The 21,077-nt window shown below is 54.1% G+C and carries 18 protein-coding genes and 1 riboswitch; of the genes, 14 read left to right on the top strand and 4 right to left on the bottom strand.

Annotated elements, in window-relative coordinates; genetic code table 11:
- Window positions 1-294: 294 nt before the first annotated feature.
- From KGP21_RS19930 to sixA, 4 genes are all read left to right on the top strand, one after another.
- Window positions 295-591 (top strand): YfcZ/YiiS family protein, encoded by a 297-nt coding sequence (locus KGP21_RS19930; protein WP_021806065.1) that lies wholly within the window; start codon window positions 295-297, stop codon window positions 589-591.
- 198 nt (window positions 592-789) lie between these two features.
- Window positions 790-2,103 carry an acetyl-CoA C-acyltransferase FadI gene (gene fadI, locus KGP21_RS19925; protein WP_024485084.1) on the top strand — a complete coding sequence of 438 codons (1,314 nt, stop codon included), beginning with the start codon at window positions 790-792 and terminating at the stop codon, window positions 2,101-2,103.
- Window positions 2,100-4,268 (top strand): fatty acid oxidation complex subunit alpha FadJ, encoded by a 2,169-nt coding sequence (gene fadJ, locus KGP21_RS19920; RefSeq protein WP_223536098.1) that lies wholly within the window; start codon window positions 2,100-2,102, stop codon window positions 4,266-4,268. The genes fadI and fadJ overlap by 4 nt, the downstream gene beginning before the upstream one ends.
- 406 nt (window positions 4,269-4,674) lie before the next feature.
- Window positions 4,675-5,157, top strand: coding sequence for a phosphohistidine phosphatase SixA (gene sixA, locus KGP21_RS19915; protein ID WP_021806062.1), 483 nt, complete (start codon window positions 4,675-4,677; stop codon window positions 5,155-5,157).
- A 55-nt stretch (window positions 5,158-5,212) separates the two neighbouring features.
- Here sixA and KGP21_RS19910 read toward each other — a convergent pair whose 3' ends face one another.
- The 3 genes from KGP21_RS19910 to smrB form a co-directional block, all read right to left on the bottom strand.
- Window positions 5,213-6,874: a ShlB/FhaC/HecB family hemolysin secretion/activation protein gene (locus KGP21_RS19910; RefSeq protein ID WP_223536096.1), complete on the bottom strand. Its 1,662-nt coding sequence runs from the start codon at window positions 6,872-6,874 to the stop codon at window positions 5,213-5,215.
- Between the two features lie 160 nt (window positions 6,875-7,034).
- Window positions 7,035-9,137: a filamentous hemagglutinin N-terminal domain-containing protein gene (locus KGP21_RS19905; RefSeq protein WP_223536094.1), complete on the bottom strand. Its 2,103-nt coding sequence runs from the start codon at window positions 9,135-9,137 to the stop codon at window positions 7,035-7,037.
- A 451-nt stretch (window positions 9,138-9,588) separates the two neighbouring features.
- Window positions 9,589-10,119 (bottom strand): endonuclease SmrB, encoded by a 531-nt coding sequence (gene smrB / locus KGP21_RS19900; protein WP_021806058.1) that lies wholly within the window; start codon window positions 10,117-10,119, stop codon window positions 9,589-9,591.
- Between the two features lie 182 nt (window positions 10,120-10,301).
- Here smrB and prmB point away from each other — a divergent pair, with 182 nt between their 5' ends.
- The 6 genes from prmB (at window position 10,302) to KGP21_RS19870 (ending at window position 15,083) form a co-directional block, all read left to right on the top strand.
- Window positions 10,302-11,234 (top strand): 50S ribosomal protein L3 N(5)-glutamine methyltransferase, encoded by a 933-nt coding sequence (gene prmB, locus KGP21_RS19895; RefSeq protein WP_021178614.1) that lies wholly within the window; start codon window positions 10,302-10,304, stop codon window positions 11,232-11,234.
- Between the two features lie 84 nt (window positions 11,235-11,318).
- Complete coding sequence (aroC, locus tag KGP21_RS19890) at window positions 11,319-12,404, top strand: chorismate synthase (protein ID WP_021806057.1); 1,086 nt, start codon at window positions 11,319-11,321, stop codon at window positions 12,402-12,404.
- 9 nt (window positions 12,405-12,413) lie between these two features.
- Window positions 12,414-13,241 (top strand): penicillin-insensitive murein endopeptidase, encoded by an 828-nt coding sequence (gene mepA / locus KGP21_RS19885; protein ID WP_021806056.1) that lies wholly within the window; start codon window positions 12,414-12,416, stop codon window positions 13,239-13,241.
- A 105-nt stretch (window positions 13,242-13,346) separates the two neighbouring features.
- On the top strand, window positions 13,347-14,147 hold the full coding sequence (locus KGP21_RS19880; protein WP_021806055.1) for a sulfite exporter TauE/SafE family protein: 801 nt from the start codon (window positions 13,347-13,349) through the stop codon (window positions 14,145-14,147).
- A gap of 76 nt (window positions 14,148-14,223) precedes the next feature.
- Entirely contained in the window at window positions 14,224-14,769 is a 546-nt protein-coding gene (locus KGP21_RS19875) for an elongation factor P hydroxylase (RefSeq protein ID WP_021806054.1), read from the top strand.
- A 32-nt stretch (window positions 14,770-14,801) separates the two neighbouring features.
- Complete coding sequence (locus KGP21_RS19870; RefSeq protein WP_021806053.1) at window positions 14,802-15,083, top strand: YfcL family protein; 282 nt, start codon at window positions 14,802-14,804, stop codon at window positions 15,081-15,083.
- Window positions 15,084-15,125: 42 nt separating this feature from the next.
- On the opposite strand, the gene mnmC is transcribed toward KGP21_RS19870, so the two are convergent.
- The gene (gene mnmC, locus KGP21_RS19865; protein ID WP_223536090.1) at window positions 15,126-17,147 is read right to left on the bottom strand and encodes a bifunctional tRNA (5-methylaminomethyl-2-thiouridine)(34)-methyltransferase MnmD/FAD-dependent 5-carboxymethylaminomethyl-2-thiouridine(34) oxidoreductase MnmC; all 2,022 of its coding nucleotides are present in this window, start codon (window positions 17,145-17,147) and stop codon (window positions 15,126-15,128) included.
- A 170-nt stretch (window positions 17,148-17,317) separates the two neighbouring features.
- Between mnmC and fabB the strand changes: the two genes are divergently transcribed.
- The 4 genes from fabB (at window position 17,318) to KGP21_RS19845 (ending at window position 21,073) form a co-directional block, all read left to right on the top strand.
- Window positions 17,318-18,532 carry a beta-ketoacyl-ACP synthase I gene (gene fabB, locus KGP21_RS19860; RefSeq protein ID WP_021806051.1) on the top strand — a complete coding sequence of 405 codons (1,215 nt, stop codon included), beginning with the start codon at window positions 17,318-17,320 and terminating at the stop codon, window positions 18,530-18,532.
- Between the two features lie 289 nt (window positions 18,533-18,821).
- Window positions 18,822-18,992: riboswitch (M-box (ykoK) riboswitch) on the top strand.
- A gap of 59 nt (window positions 18,993-19,051) precedes the next feature.
- Window positions 19,052-20,062, top strand: a complete 1,011-nt coding sequence (locus KGP21_RS19855) for a magnesium transporter (RefSeq protein ID WP_021178606.1) — start codon at window positions 19,052-19,054, stop codon at window positions 20,060-20,062.
- A 191-nt stretch (window positions 20,063-20,253) separates the two neighbouring features.
- Entirely contained in the window at window positions 20,254-20,682 is a 429-nt protein-coding gene (locus tag KGP21_RS19850) for a hypothetical protein (protein WP_059201356.1), read from the top strand.
- Window positions 20,683-20,752: 70 nt separating this feature from the next.
- Entirely contained in the window at window positions 20,753-21,073 is a 321-nt protein-coding gene (locus KGP21_RS19845) for a copper-binding protein (RefSeq protein ID WP_059201355.1), read from the top strand.
- The last annotated feature ends 4 nt before the right edge of the window (window positions 21,074-21,077 follow it).

Raw genomic sequence — 21,077 nt, 5'->3', positions numbered from 1 at the left:
TATAGGTCCGACCTGTTAAGATGTTGCAAGTTTGTTTTTGAAATATTTCCAAATTGATATCAGAAAGGAGATCCACATAACAAAAAACGACCGATACATAACAAAACTCTTATGTTTTTTTACCAGGTGGCGATTTAGTTATGTGATTTCCGTCACTTAAAATGCTTACAAAAAGTAAGGCTAGTGATTGGCAAGCCCGAGGAGTAAAATAAACACAGAATTTTGTTTATTTGCGCCAGATCATAAATGGCTATTTGGGCGAGCGTAACCGCGGCCCGTGAGGAGATTTCAACTATGTCAGATGCAATCAATAAATGTAACGCTCAGGAAACTGCGGCCTGCTGCTGTGTCGATGTCGGAACCGTGATGGATAACACCGATTGCACCGCTTCCTACAGCCGAGTGTTTGCCAATCAGCAAGATGCAGAGCAAACCCTGGCAGCACTGACTGAAAAGGCGCGCGGCGTGGAGTCCGATCCTTGTGACATCAGCAGTAGCATTAAACCGGTTGACGGCGGCGTGCAACTGGATGTGGATTTCACCTTCTCTTGCCAGGCAGAAACCATGATCTTCCAGCTCGGCCTGCGTTAATCTCGACCCGATCCCGTAGGGGCGTAATATGCGCCCCTGCTGGTATCCGCACCGCTTTACCCCCTGCCAGAAAGTTGCTCTCGCTCTCAGTTTTCACTTCTGCCGGTTTGCCAAATGTAAACATTTGGTTAACAATGACCTCATCAGGTCAGACCTCTTTTTGTCCGTTGTATTGACGGCCTCTCTTCAGGAGCGTTTATGAGTAAGGCATTGCCGCTGGTTACCCGTCTCGGCGACCGTATCGCCATCGTTCAAGGGCTGCGCACCCCTTTCGCCAAGCAGGCTACCGCTTATCACGGTATACCTGCGGTCGATCTTGGCAAGACTGCGGTGAGCGAGCTGCTGGCGCGTAGCGGCATCGATCCCGCCCTGATCGAACAACTGGTATTTGGCCAGGTGGTGCAAATGCCTGAAGCGCCGAACATTGCGCGGGAAATTGTGCTTGGCACCGGCATGAGCGTGCACACCGATGCCTATAGCGTTTCACGTGCCTGTGCTACCAGCTTCCAGGCGATTGCCAACGTGGCGGAAAGTATCATGGCTGGCAGCATCAGTGTTGGCATTGCCGGTGGGGCGGATTCTTCCTCCGTGCTGCCGATTGGCGTTAGCAAGGCGCTGGCTCGTACGTTGGTGGACGTTAACAAGGCCCGCACGTTGTCGCAGCGTTTGAAACTGTTCAGCAAACTTAAGTTCCGCGATCTGATGCCGGTGCCGCCCGCCGTGGCAGAATACTCTACCGGTCTGCGCATGGGGGATACCGCCGAACAGATGGCGAAAACCCATGGCATTACTCGCGAGCAGCAGGATGCTTTGGCACACCGCTCGCATCAACTGGCCGCCAAAGCCTGGGAACAGGGGCTGTTGCGCGATGAAGTGATGACCGCCTATGTGCCGCCCTATAAAACCCCGCTGGCCGAAGATAACAACGTCCGCAAAGATTCCAGCCTGGAGTCTTATGCCCGCTTGAAACCGGCATTCGATCGCCGCCACGGTACCGTCACGGCCGCCAACAGTACGCCGCTGACCGATGGTGCGGCAGCGGTGCTGATGATGAGCGAATCCCGTGCGAAAGAACTCGGCCTGGAGCCTCTAGGCTACCTGCGCAGCTTCGCTTTTGCCGCCATTGATGTTTGGGAGGATATGCTGCTCGGCCCTTCCTATGCTACCCCGTTGGCGCTGGATCGTGCGGGTATTACCCTGGCCGATCTGACCCTGATCGATATGCATGAAGCCTTTGCAGCACAAACGCTGGCCAACCTGAAAATGTTCGCCAGCACCGAGTTTGCCCAGCAGAAGCTGGGGCGTGAGCAGGCGATCGGCGAAGTGGATATGGAAAAATTCAACGTGTTGGGTGGCTCTATCGCCTATGGCCACCCGTTTGCCGCGACCGGCGCACGCATGATTACCCAGACGCTGCACGAGCTTAAACGGCGCGGTGGCGGTCTGGGGCTGGCCACCGCCTGCGCGGCTGGGGGATTAGGTGCGGCGATGATTGTGGAGGTGGACAAATGAGTTTCGAGAACGTATTGCACGAACAGCGTGCCAAGCCTTCGGCATTTCATCTGACCTTGCGCCCGGACAATATTGGCGTGATCACCATCGATGTGCCGGGTGAGAAGGTGAATACGCTGAAGGCGGAGTTTGTTGAGCAGATCAACGACGTGCTGCTCAAGGCGCAGCAGCTTGCCACCCTGGAAGGCTTGGTGATCCTCTCCGGCAAGCCAGATTCCTTTATTGCCGGTGCAGATATCACCATGATTGCCGCGTGCCATACGGCCCAAGAGGCACAAACGCTGGCGAAGAAGGGGCAGAGCACGCTGGCACAGATTGCCGCGTTCCCAGTGCCGGTGGTTGCCGCCATTCATGGTGCTTGCCTTGGGGGCGGGCTGGAGTTGGCTTTGGCTTGCCATAGCCGCGTCTGTTCGCTGGATGACAAAACGGCGCTCGGCCTGCCGGAAGTCCAGTTAGGCTTGTTGCCTGGCTCTGGTGGCACCCAGCGCTTACCACGCCTGATTGGTGCCAGCAAAGCGTTGGATATGATGCTGACGGGCAGACACGTTCGCGCGCGTCAGGCGCTGCGTATGGGCCTGGTGGACGAGGCCGTACCGCAATCTATTCTGCTGCAAACCGCCATTGAGCGTGTGAAACAGGGCTGGAAGTCGCGCCGTGCGTTACCGTGGCAAGAACGCCTGCTCAACGGTCCGTTAGGCAGAAGCCTGCTGTTCAGCATCGTGCGCAAGAAGACCCTGGAGAAAACCCACGGTAACTACCCGGCAGCGGAGCGTATTATTCAGGTGGTGCGCACCGGTCTGGATCAGGGTAGTGCCAGCGGCTATGAAGCGGAGGCCCGCGCCTTCGGTGAACTGGCGATGTCACCACAGTCTGCTGCATTACGCAGCCTGTTCTTTGCCTCTACGGCGCTGAAAAAAGAGCGTGGCGGGGATGCTCAGCCCCATGAATTACAGCGCATCGGTGTTCTTGGCGGTGGTTTGATGGGCGGAGGTATTGCCTGCGTCACGGCGACTCGCGGTGGGTTACCGGTGCGCATTAAAGACGTGAATGAGCAGGGGATCAACCATGCGTTGAAATACACCTGGGATCTGCTGGGCAAACGGGTACGTAGCAAACGCATGCGTCCGGCAGAGCGTCAGAAACAGATGATGTTGATTTCCGGCAGCACCGATTACAGCGGTTTTGAACGGGTCGACATCGTGGTGGAGGCGGTATTTGAAGATATCGCGCTCAAGCAGCAGATGGTGGCCGATATTGAACGGTATGCCGCGCCGCATACCGTATTCGCCTCCAACACCTCATCATTACCGATCGGCCAAATCGCGGCGCAGGCAGCCAGGCCGCAGCAGGTTATTGGTCTGCACTACTTTAGCCCGGTGGATAAAATGCCGTTGGTCGAAGTGATCCCGCATGCCACTACCAGCGAACAAACCATTGCCACTACCGTTGCTCTGGCCCACAAACAGGGGAAAACGGCGATCGTGGTCGCCGATCGCGCTGGTTTTTACGTCAACCGTATTCTCGCCCCTTATATTAATGAGGCGGCGCGCTGCCTGCTGGAAGGCGAGCCGATCGAATCGGTGGATAAGGCTTTGGTCGATTTTGGTTTCCCAGTGGGCCCCATCATGCTGTTGGACGAAGTGGGTATCGACGTTGGCACCAAAATTATCCCGATCCTGACGGCGGAACTGGGGCCACGCTTTGCCGCTCCAGCGGCGTTCGACGCAGTGCTGAAAGACGGCCGCAAAGGGCGCAAGAATGGCCGTGGTTTTTATCTGTACCCGGCCGAGGGCAGCAGGGCACGCCAGAAGCGCAAGAGCGCAGACAGCAGCATCTATCCACTGCTGGGTATCACCGCCAAGGCGTATATTCAACATGCGGTGATCGCCCAACGCTGTGTGATGATGATGCTCAACGAGGCGGCGCGTTGCCTGGATGAGGGCGTTATCCGCAGCGCCCGCGACGGTGATATCGGCGCGGTATTTGGCATTGGCTTCCCGCCGTTCCTGGGTGGCCCATTCCGCTATATGGATGAGCTAGGCGCGGAGAAAGTGGTAAAAACCCTGCGCTATCTGCAACAGCAATACGGTGAATATTTTGCTCCTTGCGAACGCCTGCAGCGCATGGCTGAGCAGGGGGAACGCTTCTATCCGCAAGGCAGTTAACCAGCATAGCGGCCCGGTTTGCGCTACAGTTTGAGAAGGAGCCGCACTGTGATCGCCATCACTCCTTGCAATCAGGGCAATCCCGGAAGCTGTACAGGGAGATTGGGGAGGGGTAACGTAGCGCTTTGGTGGGTGGCTCACTCAGCGCTCCCAAAACTTCATAGCAACAAGGTTAAAATTTAACCCGTTGAATTGGTTGTTATGTCAGCGATGAATTTGTGTAAGGGCGCAAATGTTGTAAAAAACAGCGTTTTCTTTACGCGAACTTTCAGGCAAAATGCCCGGCCGCCATAGAGAGACGGCGCGTTATCGTTTGAAGCAGGCCTGTGTTCTTGAGTGCAACTCGGCGATACAGCACGCTCGGCGTTTCTGTATAGCGTTATTTTGTCAACAACAGCGGTGCAATATGCAAGTTTTGATTATGCGTCACGGAGAGGCGGCACTCGATGCAGCCAGCGATTCGGTAAGGCCTCTTACCGTTTGTGGCCGTGATGAGTCACGTCAGATGGCGGCCTGGTTGAACACCAAGTCTGTGGATATTGAACGAGTGCTGGTCAGCCCCTATTTGCGGGCCGAGCAGACGCTGGAAACGGTACGCGAAGCGTTAACGCTGCCGGAAGGTGAAGAAGTGCTGCCGGAGCTGACTCCAGGGGGCGACGCTGGGCTGGTCAGCTGTTATCTGCAGGCGCTGGCGAAAGAGGGCATCGGTGCGGTGTTAGTGGTTTCCCATCTACCGCTGGTGGGTTATCTGGTGGCCGAACTGTGCCCTGGGGAATGCCCGCCAATGTTTGCGACCTCCGCCATCGCTAATGTCGAGCTGTCCGAGGATGGCAGCATCGGCAAGTTTGAATGGCAGGTCAGCCCGTCACAGGTGATGGCCAAGGTCTGAGCTGGTTCCCACCTCAAAGGGCGATGATAAACATCGCCCTTTGTCATTAACTTCATCAAAATTGCCACTGTAACGTAAAGCCGAGGTTGACCGGGCTGGTGATGAAATTATCGGGCTTGGACAGCGGCACCCCAACGAAGGCGTCATAACCGACCGCTTTTACCTTCCCTCGAATACCGGCAACGCTACCGAGCAGGTGACCATCGGCAAAATCGTTACTACCGTCTCCTTTCACCCGGCCATAATCCATACCCAGATATAATTGCTGCTCCAGTTTTGGCAGGTTCAGGTTCAGGTCATTGCGTAGGGAGTAGCCCTTGTTGGCCATCATATTCATTTCACCGTCAAATCCACGTACGGTCCAGCGGTTACCGATACTGAATTGATCCTGAGTGGTCAGGTGGTCCGGGCTATATTGCTGGCGAAAGCGGGATTGATAACTCATTGAGAGATCTTGCACGGTAAATGGCGTATAGGTGCTGATATCCAGGTTGAGGATACGGCTTGACGGAGCACTGTCCACCGGTCTTTCGGCACCAAACCAGGCGGTATCACGCTGATAGCTCAACATGGCGTCGACAATGGACTGGCCGACGTAGTGGCGGTGATTGAACTCAATGCTCCAGTTGGCCATATTACGCTGTTGTAACTGCAGTTCCGTATCGTTCAGGTAAAAATGCGAGTTACGCTTGAGGAGCTGAAAACTGAGCGTGTTTTTTTGGCTTGCGTTGCGATACAACAGGCGATTAACTTTTAAGCTAAGGTTGCGATACTTGCCGCGGTAGGAAAAATCGGTATAGATGCCATGGATATTTTGCAAATACTCGCTGCGGCTGGCATATAAATCCACTGACCAAAAGCCGTAGGGCACCGAGTAGTACAACGAGCCATTATTAGCATGACGGGTCGATTGGAACTGCAAATCACGACCGGCAGAAACGTAGAACAGATCGTTCATCGAGGTCGGGTTATCAATATATAAAGCCAGGCCGCTTTGATAGCGGCCGGTTTGTTTACTGCCTGAGTCATCCAGCCAACCGCCCAAACGCCAGAATGAGGGTTGTTCACGGCTGATTTCCAGGTCGGATTCACCCGCATGTTTGCCTGGGTGGAGTGAAATATTGGCAACGACATCAGGAATGCGCTGCATGTTTTCCAACCCCTGCTCAATAGCACGCAGATCCAGCAGATCCCCTTGGCTGCCAGGGAAGGTGGTGTGCAAGTTGACGTACTTATCGCTGTCATCGGTTAGCCTGACGTTGCCAATGGTGCCGGGCAGGATCTCCAGGGTGAGAAGCCCTTCGGTCAAATTTTGCTGGGGGATCATGACCCTGGTAGTGATATAGCCATGCCCAATCAGGTCATTTTGTAAGGCAGTTGCGAGCGTTTTCACCCCCTGGATCCCCAGGCAGTGCCCTTGCGCCTGTTCTGTCAGTTTGTGCAAGGGTATCCAATGAGGGATCTTGTTGTCCTTATTCAGTTCAACCCGTTGAATGGTGAAGCAGGGTTGTTCTTCAGGAAAGTCAATGTGGGTACTTAGTCCAGCGTTGCCGGCGGAGCGCACGTCTTTACCTACGGTTTCCAATTGGTTGTAGCGTGCTTTTTCCTGTTCCTGCTGGTGGCTCATTTGCTGCTCAATAAACTGGCCATTTTCAGCTGCCTGAACCAAGGGGGTGAGAATAAGCAATAGCCAAGCATGGGGAGAGCGAAAACGCATGTTAACTTCCTTATTAATATGATTTTTCTTAAATCAGACGCGGTATGGATATAGGTAAAAAAAGAAAAACAGCTGATGGCCATTGTTAACATGGCTATCAGCTTGTAATTACCTATCTCGCGATGAATAGATGTGATAGGGGGGCAGCATTAGCACTGGATTAGCGCTTGCTATGGATTTCTACAGTATTGTCTGAGATCAGTTTGCCGTAATTACTGAATTTCCCATCAGTACTGACCTTGATCTTGTTTTTGCCAGCCAAGGTCCCTTGATTATAGAAGCTGCCATCGACCTGCTGACCGCCGGAAAGCGGGCCGCGCTTCATGTTGATCTCTAAAGTATCACCGGCCTCAATGTTTCCAGCAGTGCTGGCCGATGAGCCATTATCTAAACGTGAGGCATTAACCACCAGATTTTCGCCAGCAATCATATTGCCATTGTGATTGCCAATGTTGGCCGCAGTCAGCGTGATGTTTTTATCGCTCCCAATATGCCCATGCTTATTGGCTATGAGATACTTAGAGATAATGGTGATATCACCCTGAGAAGCGATGACACCATACTCATTATTGAGTGAGGAGCTTAAATTTAGGTTCATGTCACCACCGCTGAATATTCCGTATTCTTGGGTCGGATTGTGATAAGCACTATTAACCAGACGAGCGGCGTCGATATTCAAGGCTTCTTGAGCCATGATTTTACCTGAGTTGTTTTTAATCTCTGACGCTTTTATAGCTATGTTGCCTTCTGCCAGGATTTCACCCTGGGTGTTATTCAGTTCGGATGAGACGTTGATAACAACGTCATCCTTGGTTTGGATGAGGCCATATTGACTGCTTATCTTGTAGGCATTCAGCGTCACGCAGCAGTTAGCCTCAATAATCCCTCTGTCGTTGAAGAGCGTGTTAGCGGTATTAACCGTCACGCCACCGACATCTGATACAATTCTACCCACGTAGTTATTCACACCATACTTGGCGTCCAGGGTGACATCGTCCACGGCACTGATGATACCGCTGCTGTTTTTGATTGAGGATCCTTTGGTGCTAATCGTAATCCCCTTTCCAGCGCTGAGTTCACCATTATCATTATCGACCCCTACATTTGAAGATGAGGCTGCGGAAATGTCGATGTTGATATTGCCATCGGCCACCATGGTCCCTTTGATGTTTCTCACGTAAGAGCTTTTAATGTCAATATCATTGCCCGCTTCAAGATAACCACCTGGGCTGTTTATTACGTATGTATTGTTGTTACTGGGGGTCAATACCACCCTGAGATCTTTTTGGGCAGAAATAGTCCCCTTATTGGTGAGTGAACCATTCATGTTCATGGTCACATCACCAACAGAAGCGGCGAGGGTGCCAGCGTTATTTACACCCACGCCATTCCCGGTACCGATCAGCGTAATTTTGTTGGCGTACATGCCGCCCAGGTTGGAAACGTCAAGACCTATGCCAGACTGACGAGCAGCAGAGAGCAGGGTGGCTTTGGTGTTGTCGACATTAACGCGGTTTTGGCCATAAGTGACCCTTAGATCCTGAGCCTGCACGTCGGCGTTAATGGCAACGGTGTGGGCAATTAAATCGGTATAGTTGGCGCTGGAACTCTGCAAGCCATCGCCAGTAATGGTAATTTTACCTTTGTTGACAACGTAATCGAGGACGCGCCCATTAGCCACCGAGGCCTTGCCCGTGGTCAAGGTCGCACGATTGGCGTTGATGAAACCGCAGCCGTTACAGGTAATCCCCGATGGGTTGGCAATAATAACCTGTGCATTCTGGCCTGCTACCTCAATCATCCCGTTGAGTTGGCTGGCTTTAGCGGAGTTGACTTCATTGAGGATAACGTTAGCGGCCCCTTTGGCCATATTCTTGTTGCCGTTAATGGCACCCGCCACCTGGGTCGTCGAGTTTTGTGCGCTGTTATTTAGCACCACTCCACCACGGTCTACGTCAAACTGGTTATAGATATTGTGAGAAACGCCCCCTCTGCCGGGCTTATTAATCTCGATAACCGTACCGCCTTTGATGGAGCTGGCACCGAGCGATGGGCCACCTGGTGCGGAAACGATAGCGGCTTGGGTAACGGTGACTCCCTGTAAGGCCAGCAGGCTAAAGAAACAAATTGGCGAAAGTTTGGCAAGAAACGGCTTCTGTTTGTTTTTTAGGGTCATAATATTATTTCCTATAATATTTGAAATGCAAAGGCTATCAATATTGATAGCCGAACTGGTGGAAAAAGGCTTTGCAGCTAACTTCATTTCTGTCAACCATGAGGGATCATCCCCAAGTTGTGCAGGTGGTATATACTATTATTTGATTAACTTAAGGTGCTATATTTGCGATGCGGCTATTTGTAGCAGTTATTAACTGCGCATAACAATGTATACGCTTTATCTACGTATAACAAAATGCGCATTCTACTGACAATATTCCCCTTGTCTACTTTTTGGCGTTAATACAGGATCATTCTCGTAAATTTTAAATCACATCAATGATTTTTGTTTTAAGCATATTTAAAACAAATGTTTTATTTGAAATCCCAGCTTACAGGCGTTTGGTGTATTTAAGTGGATAGGGTACTGGGGAGGGGACTTAAGTTTTTGCCAGGATTGGTAGGGGCTATTTCGTCAAGGTGGTTCCCAACTCATGGCCCCTTTTGGACACCGTCACTGCGGATTGTTTGGCACCGCCAAGTGCCATTTTATTTCGCTATTCGGCTAGTTCGATCAACAGCAGTATGGCTGCGTTACCGCCCCATTCTTTGGGAGCCTGGTGGAACGCCAGCACGTCCGGATGTTGCGCTAGCCACAGCGGCGTTTGCTGCTTGAGGATGTGTTTACCGTGGCCGTGCATCACGCAGGCACAATGCACGTGCTCACGCTTGCAGGCGGCGATCATCGCCCCTAGCTCCTGCTTGGCCTGCATCTGCGTCAAGCCATGCAAATCCAGGAACAGATCCGGCACGTAATCTCCGCGGCGCAGTTTCTTCAACTCATAGTGGCTGTAGCCGGGACGCACATAGCGCGTTGGGCCCTCATCTTCCAACTGCGGTTGAAACTCATCGGAAAAGTAAAAGCTGGCATCCACCTGCTCTTGCAACAGGCGCTGCGGCGCGATCTGTTTGGTTTTCATTTTCGGTTTTGGGTGGACGATGGTGTCCTGCGGCAGCTTCTTTGCTCCCGCTACCGACTCTCTAAAGAGCAATAATTCATCTTTGCTCAGAGGGGGCTTATTCTTCATTATTCGCTCGTCGCCTATCATTTATCGCGCTAGTTTACCTGCTCGAAGGTTTCTGTCGACGCAAAACTGGCACTGAATGCCAACCAGAATGCTGCTACGCTGCTATTGCTGCTGATTTGTCGCAGGCTTCATGGCAAACTACGGGGCTAAATCATGAATCATCGTGCCTGCCGGAGGGCAAATTGGACAAAATTTTCGTCGAAGAAGCAGTGAATGAGCTGCACACCATTCAGGATATGCTGCGCTGGGCCGTAAGCCGTTTCAACGCCGCCAATATCTACTATGGCCACGGAACCGATAACCCGTGGGACGAAGCCGTGCAATTGGTCTTGCCCAGCCTGTTCCTGCCGTTGGATATTCCTGAAGATATGCGCACTGCACGCTTGACCTCCAGCGAGCGTCACCGCATCGTTGAGCGAGTGATCCGCCGTGTCAACGAGCGCATCCCGGTTGCTTACCTGACCAATAAAGCCTGGTTCTGCGATCTGGAGTTCTATGTCGATGAGCGCGTGCTGGTACCGCGTTCACCGATTGGTGAGCTGATCAACGATCGCTTCAGCGCGCTGATCCCACATCCGCCACGCCATATCCTGGATATGTGTACCGGCAGTGGCTGTATCGCTATCGCCTGCGGCTATGCCTTCCCGGAAGCGGAAGTGGACGCGGTAGATATCTCCACCGACGTGCTGGCCGTGACCGAGCGAAATATTCAGGCGCACGGCGTCGAACATCAGGTGATCCCGATCCGCTCCGATCTGTTCCGTGACGTCCCCGCGATCCAATACGATCTGATCGTCACCAACCCGCCGTATGTCGATGCGGAAGATATGTCTGACCTGCCGCAAGAGTTCCGCTTTGAGCCGGAACTGGGCCTGGCCGCAGGCAGCGACGGCCTGAAGCTGGTGCGCCGCATTCTGGCCTGTGCGCCAGACTTCCTGAGCGATGACGGCGTGCTGATTTGTGAAGTGGGCAACAGCATGGTACATCTGATGGAACAATATCCGGATATTCCGTTCACCTGGCTGGAGTTTGATAACGGCGGGGACGGCGTATTCATGCTGACCAAACAGCAGCTGATTGACTGCAAAGAGCATTTCAGCCTCTACCGCAGCTAACCAACAACCTGGGCTCGCCATAGTGCGGGCCTGTATGCCCCGTTTGCACGCGAACGGGATGACAACCAACGGTAAGGAGCCGTGATGGCAGGGAACAGTATTGGGCAGTTTTTCCGCGTCACCACATTTGGTGAATCTCACGGTGTGGCGCTGGGATGTATCGTAGACGGTGTGCCGCCCGGCATTCCGCTGACAGAAGCTGATTTGCAGCACGATCTCGATCGCCGCCGCCCCGGCACTTCGCGCTATACCACCCAACGCCGCGAGCCGGATCAGGTGCGTATCCTCTCCGGGGTATTTGAAGGCGTCACTACCGGCACCAGCATTGGCCTGATGATAGAAAACACCGATCAGCGCTCGCAAGACTACGGCGCGATCAAAGATGTGTTCCGCCCTGGTCATGCTGATTACACTTACGAACAGAAATACGGCGTGCGTGATTATCGCGGCGGTGGCCGTTCTTCGGCGCGTGAAACCGCGATGCGCGTTGCCGCCGGTGCTATCGCCAAAAAATATCTGGCGCAGAAGTTTGGCGTACAGGTGCGCGGCTATCTGGCGCAGATTGGCGATGTGAGTTGCGAGCTGAAAGATTGGGATCAGGTTGAACAGAACCCGTTCTTCTGCCCGGATCCGGACAAGCTGGAAGCCTTGGACGAACTGATGCGCGCGCTGAAAAAAGAGGGCGACTCCATCGGTGCCAAAGTGACCGTAGTGGCGGAAAACGTCCCGGTTGGGTTGGGCGAGCCGGTGTTCGACCGTCTGGATGCCGACTTGGCGCATGCGCTGATGAGCATCAATGCGGTTAAAGGTGTAGAAATCGGCGACGGTTTTGCCGTAGTCACCAAGCGTGGCAGTGAAAACCGTGATGAAATCACCCCTGAAGGTTTCCAGAGCAACCACGCTGGCGGCATTCTTGGTGGTATCAGCAGCGGCCAGCCGGTGATTGCCCATCTGGCGCTGAAGCCGACCTCCAGCATCATGGTGCCGGGCCGTACGATCAACCGTCAGGGTGAAGCGGTGGAAATGGTCACCCGTGGCCGCCACGATCCGTGCGTCGGGATCCGTGCGGTGCCGATCGCCGAAGCGATGATGGCGATCGTGCTGATGGATCATCTGCTGCGCCAGCGTGCGCAAAACGGTGATGTGATTTCCGACGTACCACGCTGGTAAGGGACTACGATGAAAAAATGGCTGCTGGGCTTCGCTGCGTTGATCGCTTCCAGCTCTGCCTTGGCGTTAACGCCGTGGCAAAAGATTGACCACCCGGTCAGTGGCACTGCGCAGGCCGTTGGCGGTTTCGCCAATGGCTGTATCATCGGGGCGCACCCGTTGCCACTGAATTCACCGGATTATCAGGTGATGCGTACCGACCAGCGGCGCTATTTTGGCCATCCTGACCTGCTGGCGTTTATTCAACGCCTGAGCAGCCAGGCCAACCAGAAAGCACTGGGCACGGTGTTGATCGGGGATATGGCCATGCCGGCCGGTGGGCGCTTCAGCAGCGGCCACGCCAGCCACCAATCCGGTTTGGACGTGGACATCTGGTTGCAGCTGCCGCGCCAACGCTGGAGCGCTCAGCAACTGTTGAAACCGCAGCCGATCGATCTGGTCTCTGGCGACGGCAAGCAGGTAGTGGATCGCCAGTGGCAGCCGCAGATCGAATCCTTGATCAAGATGGCGGCGCAGGATAGCGAAGTGACGCGGATCTTCGTTAACCCGGCGATCAAACAGCGCCTGTGCCAGGATGCCGGTGCCGATCGCGGTTGGTTGCATAAGGTGCGCCCTTGGTTTGGGCATCGTGCGCATATGCACGTACGCTTGCGTTGCCCGGCGGGGAGCCTGGAGTGTCTGGATCAGGATGCGCCGCCGGTGGGGGATGGCTGTGGTGCCGAGTTGGCCAGTTGGTTCAAACCGCATCAGCCGAATGCCAATCCGGTCAAGAAGGAGCCGCCGCCGCTGCCGCCAACCTGTCAGGCGCTGCTGGATAGCCACTTCGCCAACCGCTGATAGCCTGCTAAAAACGCCTCGAATGGGGCGTTTATTTTTTGAGTTTTAAGGCGTAGTGTGTGCGCAAATAAAAAGTGCGCAAATAAAAAAGCAGGCAGACGACTTATGGATGGGCTGGTGTTAGGTCCCGAATTGCTCGGGATACTGTTTTTGGTAGCAATGTTCGCCGGGTTTATCGATTCGATCGCCGGTGGCGGTGGGCTGTTGACCGTACCGGCTCTGCTGGCCGTTGGCGTTCCTCCCACGCAGGCGCTGGCGACCAATAAATTGCAGTCGGTGGGGGGATCGTTTTCCGCCAGCCTGTACTTTGTCCGCCGTCGCGCTGTCGATCTTAATACCCAGAAGCTGACCATCTTCCTGACGCTGGTGGGGTCGGTGATCGGGGCGATCCTGGTGCAGCATATGCGTGCCGATATACTGCGCCAGATGCTGCCGCTGCTGGTGATCGGTATCGGTGTCTATTTCTTGCTGACGCCACGGCTGGGGGAAAACGATCGTCAGCGTCGGCTGGGGGCGTTACCCTTTGGCCTGGTCGCTGGGGGCTGCGTAGGGTTCTATGACGGTTTCTTCGGGCCAGGAGCTGGTTCGTTCTATGCCTTGGCCTATGTGACGCTGTGCGGTTTTAACCTGGCCAAGGCAACTGCCCACGCCAAGGTGCTGAACTTCACCTCCAATCTGGCCAGCCTGGTGCTGTTTATTATTGGCGGCCAAGTGATCTGGAGCATTGGTCTGGTGATGTTGGTTGGGCAGGTGTTCGGAGCCCGTCTTGGGGCGCACATGGTGCTGACCAAGGGCCAGAAGCTGATCCGGCCGATGATCGTGATAGTGTCTCTGATCATGAGCTGCAAATTGCTGTACGACAATCACGGGGCGGAAATCCAGCAATGGTTGGCGTTGCATTTTTAACATTTCAAAGGGGCGGCAAGCCGAGAGATATCGGCTATAATGGCCTCCTTAATTTTGTGGTTATTTGAGTTTTTTTATGCCAAACACACACCAGTATCCGCAACTGATTGAAATCTTTAATCAGTGTTTTAGCGATGAGTTCAATACCCGCCTGGTTAAAGGCGACGATGAGCCTATCTATCTGCCTGCCGATGATGAGCTGCCTTATAACCGCATCGTCTTTGCACACGGCTACTATGCCAGCGGCATGCATGAAATTTCCCATTGGTGCATCGCCGGGGCCGAACGCCGCAAGCTGGTGGACTTCGGTTACTGGTATTGCCCGGATGGGCGCGATGCCCAGACGCAAAGTGAATTCGAAGCGGTCGAGATTAATCCGCAGGCGCTGGAGTGGATGTTCTGCGTGGCGGCGGGTTTCCCGTTCAACGTCAGCTGCGACAATCTCAGTGGAGACTGCGAGCCGGATCGCATTGGTTTCCAGCGTAAAGTCCGTACCCGGGTGCTGGAATTGCTGGAGCAAGGAATACCCACACGACCTGCGCGCTTTATTCAGGCGCTGCAATCGTTTTACAATACGCCTCCGCTGGCGGCCGAGCATTTTCCCTACCCGGAAGATCTCTGAGGCCAGAGTCTGTTTGTTAACGAGGAAATTTGATGATCGCAGAATTTGAAGCGCGCATTCTGGCGCTGATTGATGACATGGTAGAGCACGCCAGCGATGATGAACTGTTTGCCGGTGGCTACCTGCGCGGTCATCTGACTTTGGCGGTGGCGGAATCGGAAGAACATGCCGAACACAGCGCCGAACAGCTCAAGGTGCGGGTGCAGAGTAGCCTGGACAAGGCCATCAAGGCCGGGGAACTCTCCCCACCGGATCAGGTACTGGTGCTGGGCATGTGGGAAAACCTGTATCAAACAGCGTTGCCGACAGAGTAATTGCTCTAAAGGGGACAGCATCACGCTGGCCCCTCAAATGAACTATACCTCGCGTCCTTTCAGTAGCTTCCTGACCCACATGCGGTTTGGGTTCAACGCTGCCAACATCTCGCTATCCCCCGGTAAGGGTTCGCCAAACAGCTGAGCTGCTAAAATCTCCGCGGCCAACGGCGCTGAGCACAGACCGCGTGAGCCCAAGGCTCCGATCATAAACAATCCCGGATACATTGGCGCATCGGCAATTGCTTCGCCGCGCTGGCGTTGCTGCTGTAAATCGCCATACAGCGCCAGAGTGGCTTGATAGTCTGGCACGGCACCCACCATCGGCATGTGGTCGCGCGTAGCGCTGCGTACGCCACAGCGGGCCTGCTGGCCGCTGATATCCACCTCTTGCGGCCAATCCTGTTCTGGCAGACAGCGCAGCAGGCGATCGCGGTTCTCTTCTTGCTCTGCCTGGCTATATTCAGTGTTTGATTCACCGCGCTGGTAGCTGGCACCTATACAGTGCTGCTGATTGCCGGGATTCACCGGCGTCAGATAACCGTCGTAACACAGTACCTGCTTTAACTCACTTAAGACTGGCGTAGTGGGAATATGTGAAACCTGGCCGCGCACGGCATAGGCCGGTAGAGCGGCACCAGGTTCCAGAGTGGTGAGTTGGTGCCCGTTAGCCAGGATCACCGTCGCATGTTGGTGAGTTGCCCCCCCAGCAAAATGCAACTGCCAACCTTCATCACTGCGGTTCAGATCGGAAAGCGTATGCAGATAGTGGCAAACCAATCCCTGCCGTTCGGCCAGGGCAATCGCGGCACGCGTCAGGTCGGCAGGGCACAGCCATCCCCCGAGCGAATAGTGGATGCCACCAAACCCCGTATCGATCCCACTCAGTGCGCTAAGCGTAGCGCGGTCGGCCGGATGTGCCAGAGTGTGCGGCCAGGCAACGGCCATGATCTTGGTTATCTTGCCTGCGCTTTTCTCGTCATAGGCCAATTGGCTGACGCCACACCACTGGTGATCGAATTCAACCCGCTGTTGCAGCAAGGCGTCATACTGGCGCCGGGCAAAGGGGAAGGCGGCGCAGAAGAAGTTTTCCAACGCATCGCCCCGGCCATTCAGCAATGGGTACAGCGCCCCCTGTCGATTGCCGGATGCGCCCTCTGCGGGCTGTGCATCGGCGCAATACAAGGTCACCCTGGCCCCACGGCGCAATAAGGCCAACGCGGTGAGCGCACTGGCTACGCCGCCGCCAATAATGGCGACATCGTCGGTATTCTCCGCTGCCGGGCGCAGGAACCACGGGCTTGGATTGACGCTTGCCGGGGTGTCGGCAGGTAGCTGACCGGTGAGCATCTCGCGTTTCTGGCCAAAGCCTTTGCATTTGGTAACCTCAAACCCGGCCTGCTGCAATCCACGGCGGACAAACCCTGCGGCAGTGAAGGTGGCAAAACTGCCGCCTGGGCGGGCAAAACGCGCCATGGTAGCAAACAGCGGTTCGCTCCACATATCGGGGTTTTTGGACGGCGCAAAGCCATCGAGAAACCAGGCGTCAATTTGATCGTTCATGCTGGCATCAAAGTGCGGCAGCAGGGTATTGACGTCACCGAACCATAAATCGAGCGTGATCTGCCCTTCGGCAAGCAGCAGGCGGTGGCACCCTGGCAGCGGCAAAGGCCACTGGGCGCGAAGCTCATCGGCAAAGGGAGCCAGTTCTGGCCATTGGGCATGGGCTGCCGCCAGATCCTCCAACTGCAACGGGTATTTCTCAAAGCTGATAAAATGCAGGCGCTGCAAACTCGCCGCCGGTGTCTCCTGGCGAAAACGGGCAAAGGCCTGCCACAGAGTCAGAAAATTCAGCCCGGTACCGAAGCCGGTTTCAGCCACAATAAACAGTGAGCGAGGGTGATCGCTGAAGCGTTGTGGCAAGCGGTTGCCCCCCAGAAAGACGTAGCGGGTTTCCTCCAGCCCATCCTGGTTGGAAAAATAGACGTCATCAAACTGTTTCGAAACAGGTGTACCTTGTTCATTCCAGCTTAACGCTGCGGTTTGGATGGGGGCATTGCTCACGGTAGGTTGCTCGTAACTCAAGGGATAGCGCGATTTTAACGGGGGTAGTCCCGAGGTGCAAACTGGGTAAAGATAATGCAAAATTATTCTGATCGGACTTGTTCGGCGTACATCTGTACGCTAAAGTGCGTTGCAAAATCCCGAATGTAAATTGTGGAAGAGGTACTTGAATGAAACGTGCAGTGATTACTGGCCTGGGAATCGTCTCCAGCATTGGTAACAACCAGCAGGAGGTCCTGGCAAGTCTGCAGGAAGGCCGCTCTGGGATCACCTTCTCCCAGGAGCTGAAAGATTCCGGCATGCGTAGTCACGTATGGGGTGATGTCAAACTCGACACTACCGGTCTGATTGACCGTAAAGTGATGCGCTTTATGAGCGACGCGTCGGTTTACGCCTATCTCTCCATGGAACAAGCGATTCAAGATTCCGGCCTGGCAGCCGATCAGGTGTCCAACGATCGCACCGGTCTGGTGGTCGGTTCCGGCGGTGGTTCTCCACGTAACCAGGTTGCGGGTTCTGACGGTATGCGCGCCAAAGGCCTGCGTGGCGTTGGTCCCTACATGGTGACCAAGGCGATGGCATCAGGCGTTTCTGCCTGCCTGGCTACCCCATTCAAAATTCGCGGCGTGAACTACTCCATCAGCTCTGCCTGCGCAACTTCAGCACACTGCATCGGCCACGCCGTTGAGCTGATCCAACTGGGCAAACAAGACGTCGTCTTTGCTGGCGGTGGTGAAGAGCTGTGCTGGGAAATGGCCTGCGAATTCGACGCCATGGGCGCGCTGTCTACCAGCTATAACGACACGCCAGAAAAAGCTTCCCGTACCTATGACGCAGCGCGTGACGGTTTCGTTATCGCAGGCGGCGGCGGCATGGTAGTGGTTGAGGAGTTGGAGCACGCTCTGGCTCGCGGCGCACATATCTATGCGGAAATCATCGGTTACGGTGCGACTTCAGACGGTGCCGACATGGTGGCTCCATCGGGCGAAGGCGCGGTGCGTTGCATGAAGATGGCAATGCAGGGCGTAGACACTCCAATCGACTACATGAACGTACACGGCACCTCCACGCCGGTCGGCGACGTGAAAGAGCTGGGTGCGATCCGCGAAGTCTTTGGCGATAACACTCCGGCCATCTCTTCAACCAAAGCCATGACCGGCCACTCACTGGGTGCTGCGGGCGTGCAGGAAGCGATTTATAGCCTGCTGATGGTCGAGCACGGTTTCATTGCGCCAAGCATCAACATCGATAACCTCGATGAGAAGGCGGCAGGGATGAACATCGTGACCGAGCCAACCAAGCGTGAGCTGACCACGGTCATGTCCAACAGCTTCGGTTTCGGCGGCACCAACGCTACGCTGGTAATGCGTAAACTGCAGAAGTAAGCCTAAGGCGTTATATTTTCAATCGGGCACCGTAATAGGTGCCCGTTTTTTTATGCGTTTTTAACGCGATACCTTATATCAGTGAAAATTAAGATTTCTCAGATCAAAAAACTGACAGCAGATAACTTAAACGGCGAGCGTTTTTTCGTTTAATTTAGCCGTGGCCTGACAGGATAATAAATTAACCCGGTTAATTTTTGTCCCAAAAAATAAATAATACCTCAACGAAATTACCATTTCTCCTATACGAATAATCAAACCAGTCATAATGCCCACGCTTTATCTAGCTTTACGATCTCGTTATGGCGAGGCTCCTATACGAACACAAGTTACCGCTCTAATGGCATCGAGAGAGGCCACCAAGGGTAAAACAAGCATTAGCCGAATCAAGGCATTGCTAAGGTAACTTCCCCCTGGGGATACGTTGTATAGTGCTAAACCCAAGACGTGGGGATCGGCTTTTGCTGTCCTGTCTTGTCGCCTCTATGAGACTCCATCTTTCAATCGGGAGTATCTAGAATGTCACATGTTGTATTGCAAGACCTTTATCAAAACGCCAACTTTGAAGACGACGCCATCGCGCGTTATATGAACAAGAAAGTCTCTGTTCTGCATCAGGATCTTTACGTTGGCGAAGCCAGGAAAATATTCGTTAACCAACTTTCCAACGACGATATTCCCGCACAAATCTTTATTGAAGATGGCACCAAACTGGTGGGCGTTCTTTCTGTTAAACGTTTATTGCAGGAAGAACATCATGGCGAGCGTATCAAGGATATGATGGAAACCACCTTCTTCCATGTAAAACCCACGGACGAACGTGAACATATCGCCAAACTGGTGGACAATAATAATTTAGATATTGTGGCGGTAGTCGATAATGGCCGTTTGGTCGGCTGCTTAACCGAGCGCGAAATCGCGCAGATTATCGAGGATGAAAACACCGAGGATGCCCATTTGCAAGGGGCAAGCCTGCCGCTTGATAAGCCTTACCTTGAAATGAGCTCCTTCGAGCTATGGAAAAAACGTAGCGTATGGCTGCTATTGCTGTTCGTCGCCGAGGCTTATACCAGCACGGTTATTCAGCATTTTGAAGAGTCATTGGAAGCGGCGATTGCCCTGGCCTTCTTTATCCCGCTATTGGTGGGTACAGGTGGTAACAGCGGTACGCAAATCACCTCCACCATTGTGCGAGCGATGGCTTTGGGAGAGGTTCGCATGCGCGATTTGGGGCGCGTACTGAGCAAGGAAATGACGACTTCGGTCATGATAGCGTTAACGCTGGCCTGTGCTGGGGCGTTCCGTGGCTGGATGATGGGTATCGGCTATGAGATTACGCTCATTGTGAGCCTGACCCTGGTTTGTATCACGCTGTGGGCCGCGATTGTCTCTTCCGTGATCCCAATGGCACTGAAACGCTTCGGTGTGGATCCTGCCGTAGTCTCTGCCCCGTTTATCACTACGCTGATAGACGGCACCGGCTTGATCATCTACTTCAAAATAGCCCAGTGGACCTTGGGACTAAATTAATCATGGAAACCGGCGAAAGCCGGTTTTTGCTATGATTAACGGGATTTTTAAGCAGCGTAGTTGACTGAAATCAAAGCATTTTCAGTTTATAGGATCGTTCCGAGGCGGCTTTGTCAGCGGGTGTAAATTCCGTTCCTGTGACGATTTACTGCCGATATACTCAGCACAGTTTCTTACTCTGGAATTTTTGCATGTCGGCTTTGGCGTCCATCTCAATATCTATGCACCGGTTGCGCTTCGCCAAGAAGCGGGCCACAGCATGGCTATTGGCCGTCTGCTGGCTACTGCTCAACAGCCAACTGGCGATCGCCAGCCATCACTGCAACCTGCAACTCACCACCGTTGCGCCAGCCGCGCAGCATACGATGCATATGCAGGCCGCCGATCCGCTAGCCAATGAGATGATGCAGGCCGAAGGGCCGCTGTGTGAAAAGCACTGCGTTCCAGATACGGCACAGCAAGACCACGGTAATCTTGCCCTGGCGGCAGTAATACCTGCCAGCAGTGAGCTGTTGGTTGCCGATCCTCAGCCCCAGGCACAGTTCTCCCGCCTCGATTGGCAAACCCCTCCGATAGCAGGCCCACCGGCAGAGATCGTCTTCTGCCGCTTCCGTGAATAGCCAAACCAACCGCTTTGCCGTCCAGCACGGTGACCTGAGTTGTTTTTGTCTATTCTATGGAGCTATCGTTATGCGTAATCTGATCACTGCCGTTTTCATCTCTCTGATGTTCTCTTCATTCGTCTCCGCTGCGGAGATGCAACATCACCAACATGCCAGCCAAGACGCCGCCGTCTATCACTCTAAAGGGACCGTTAAGGCCTGGGGTGAGCAGAAAGTATCGCTCGCCCACCCAGCCATCCCTGCCTTGAACTGGCCGCCGATGACCATGAATTTCCTTCAGCCACAGCCGCCATTGCCTGCTTTGGCTGCCGGGACTGCGGTGGAGTTCAGCTTCCGTCAGGTTGACGGCGGCTATCAGCTGACCGCCATCCGCGCCAGCCAAGACTAACGGG

Origin of the sequence: Serratia sp. JSRIV004 (assembly GCF_019968705.1) — a bacterium.
In the GTDB taxonomy this organism is placed as follows: domain Bacteria; phylum Pseudomonadota; class Gammaproteobacteria; order Enterobacterales; family Enterobacteriaceae; genus Chania; species Chania fonticola_B.
This window is presented reverse-complemented; position numbering and strand designations above follow the sequence as displayed.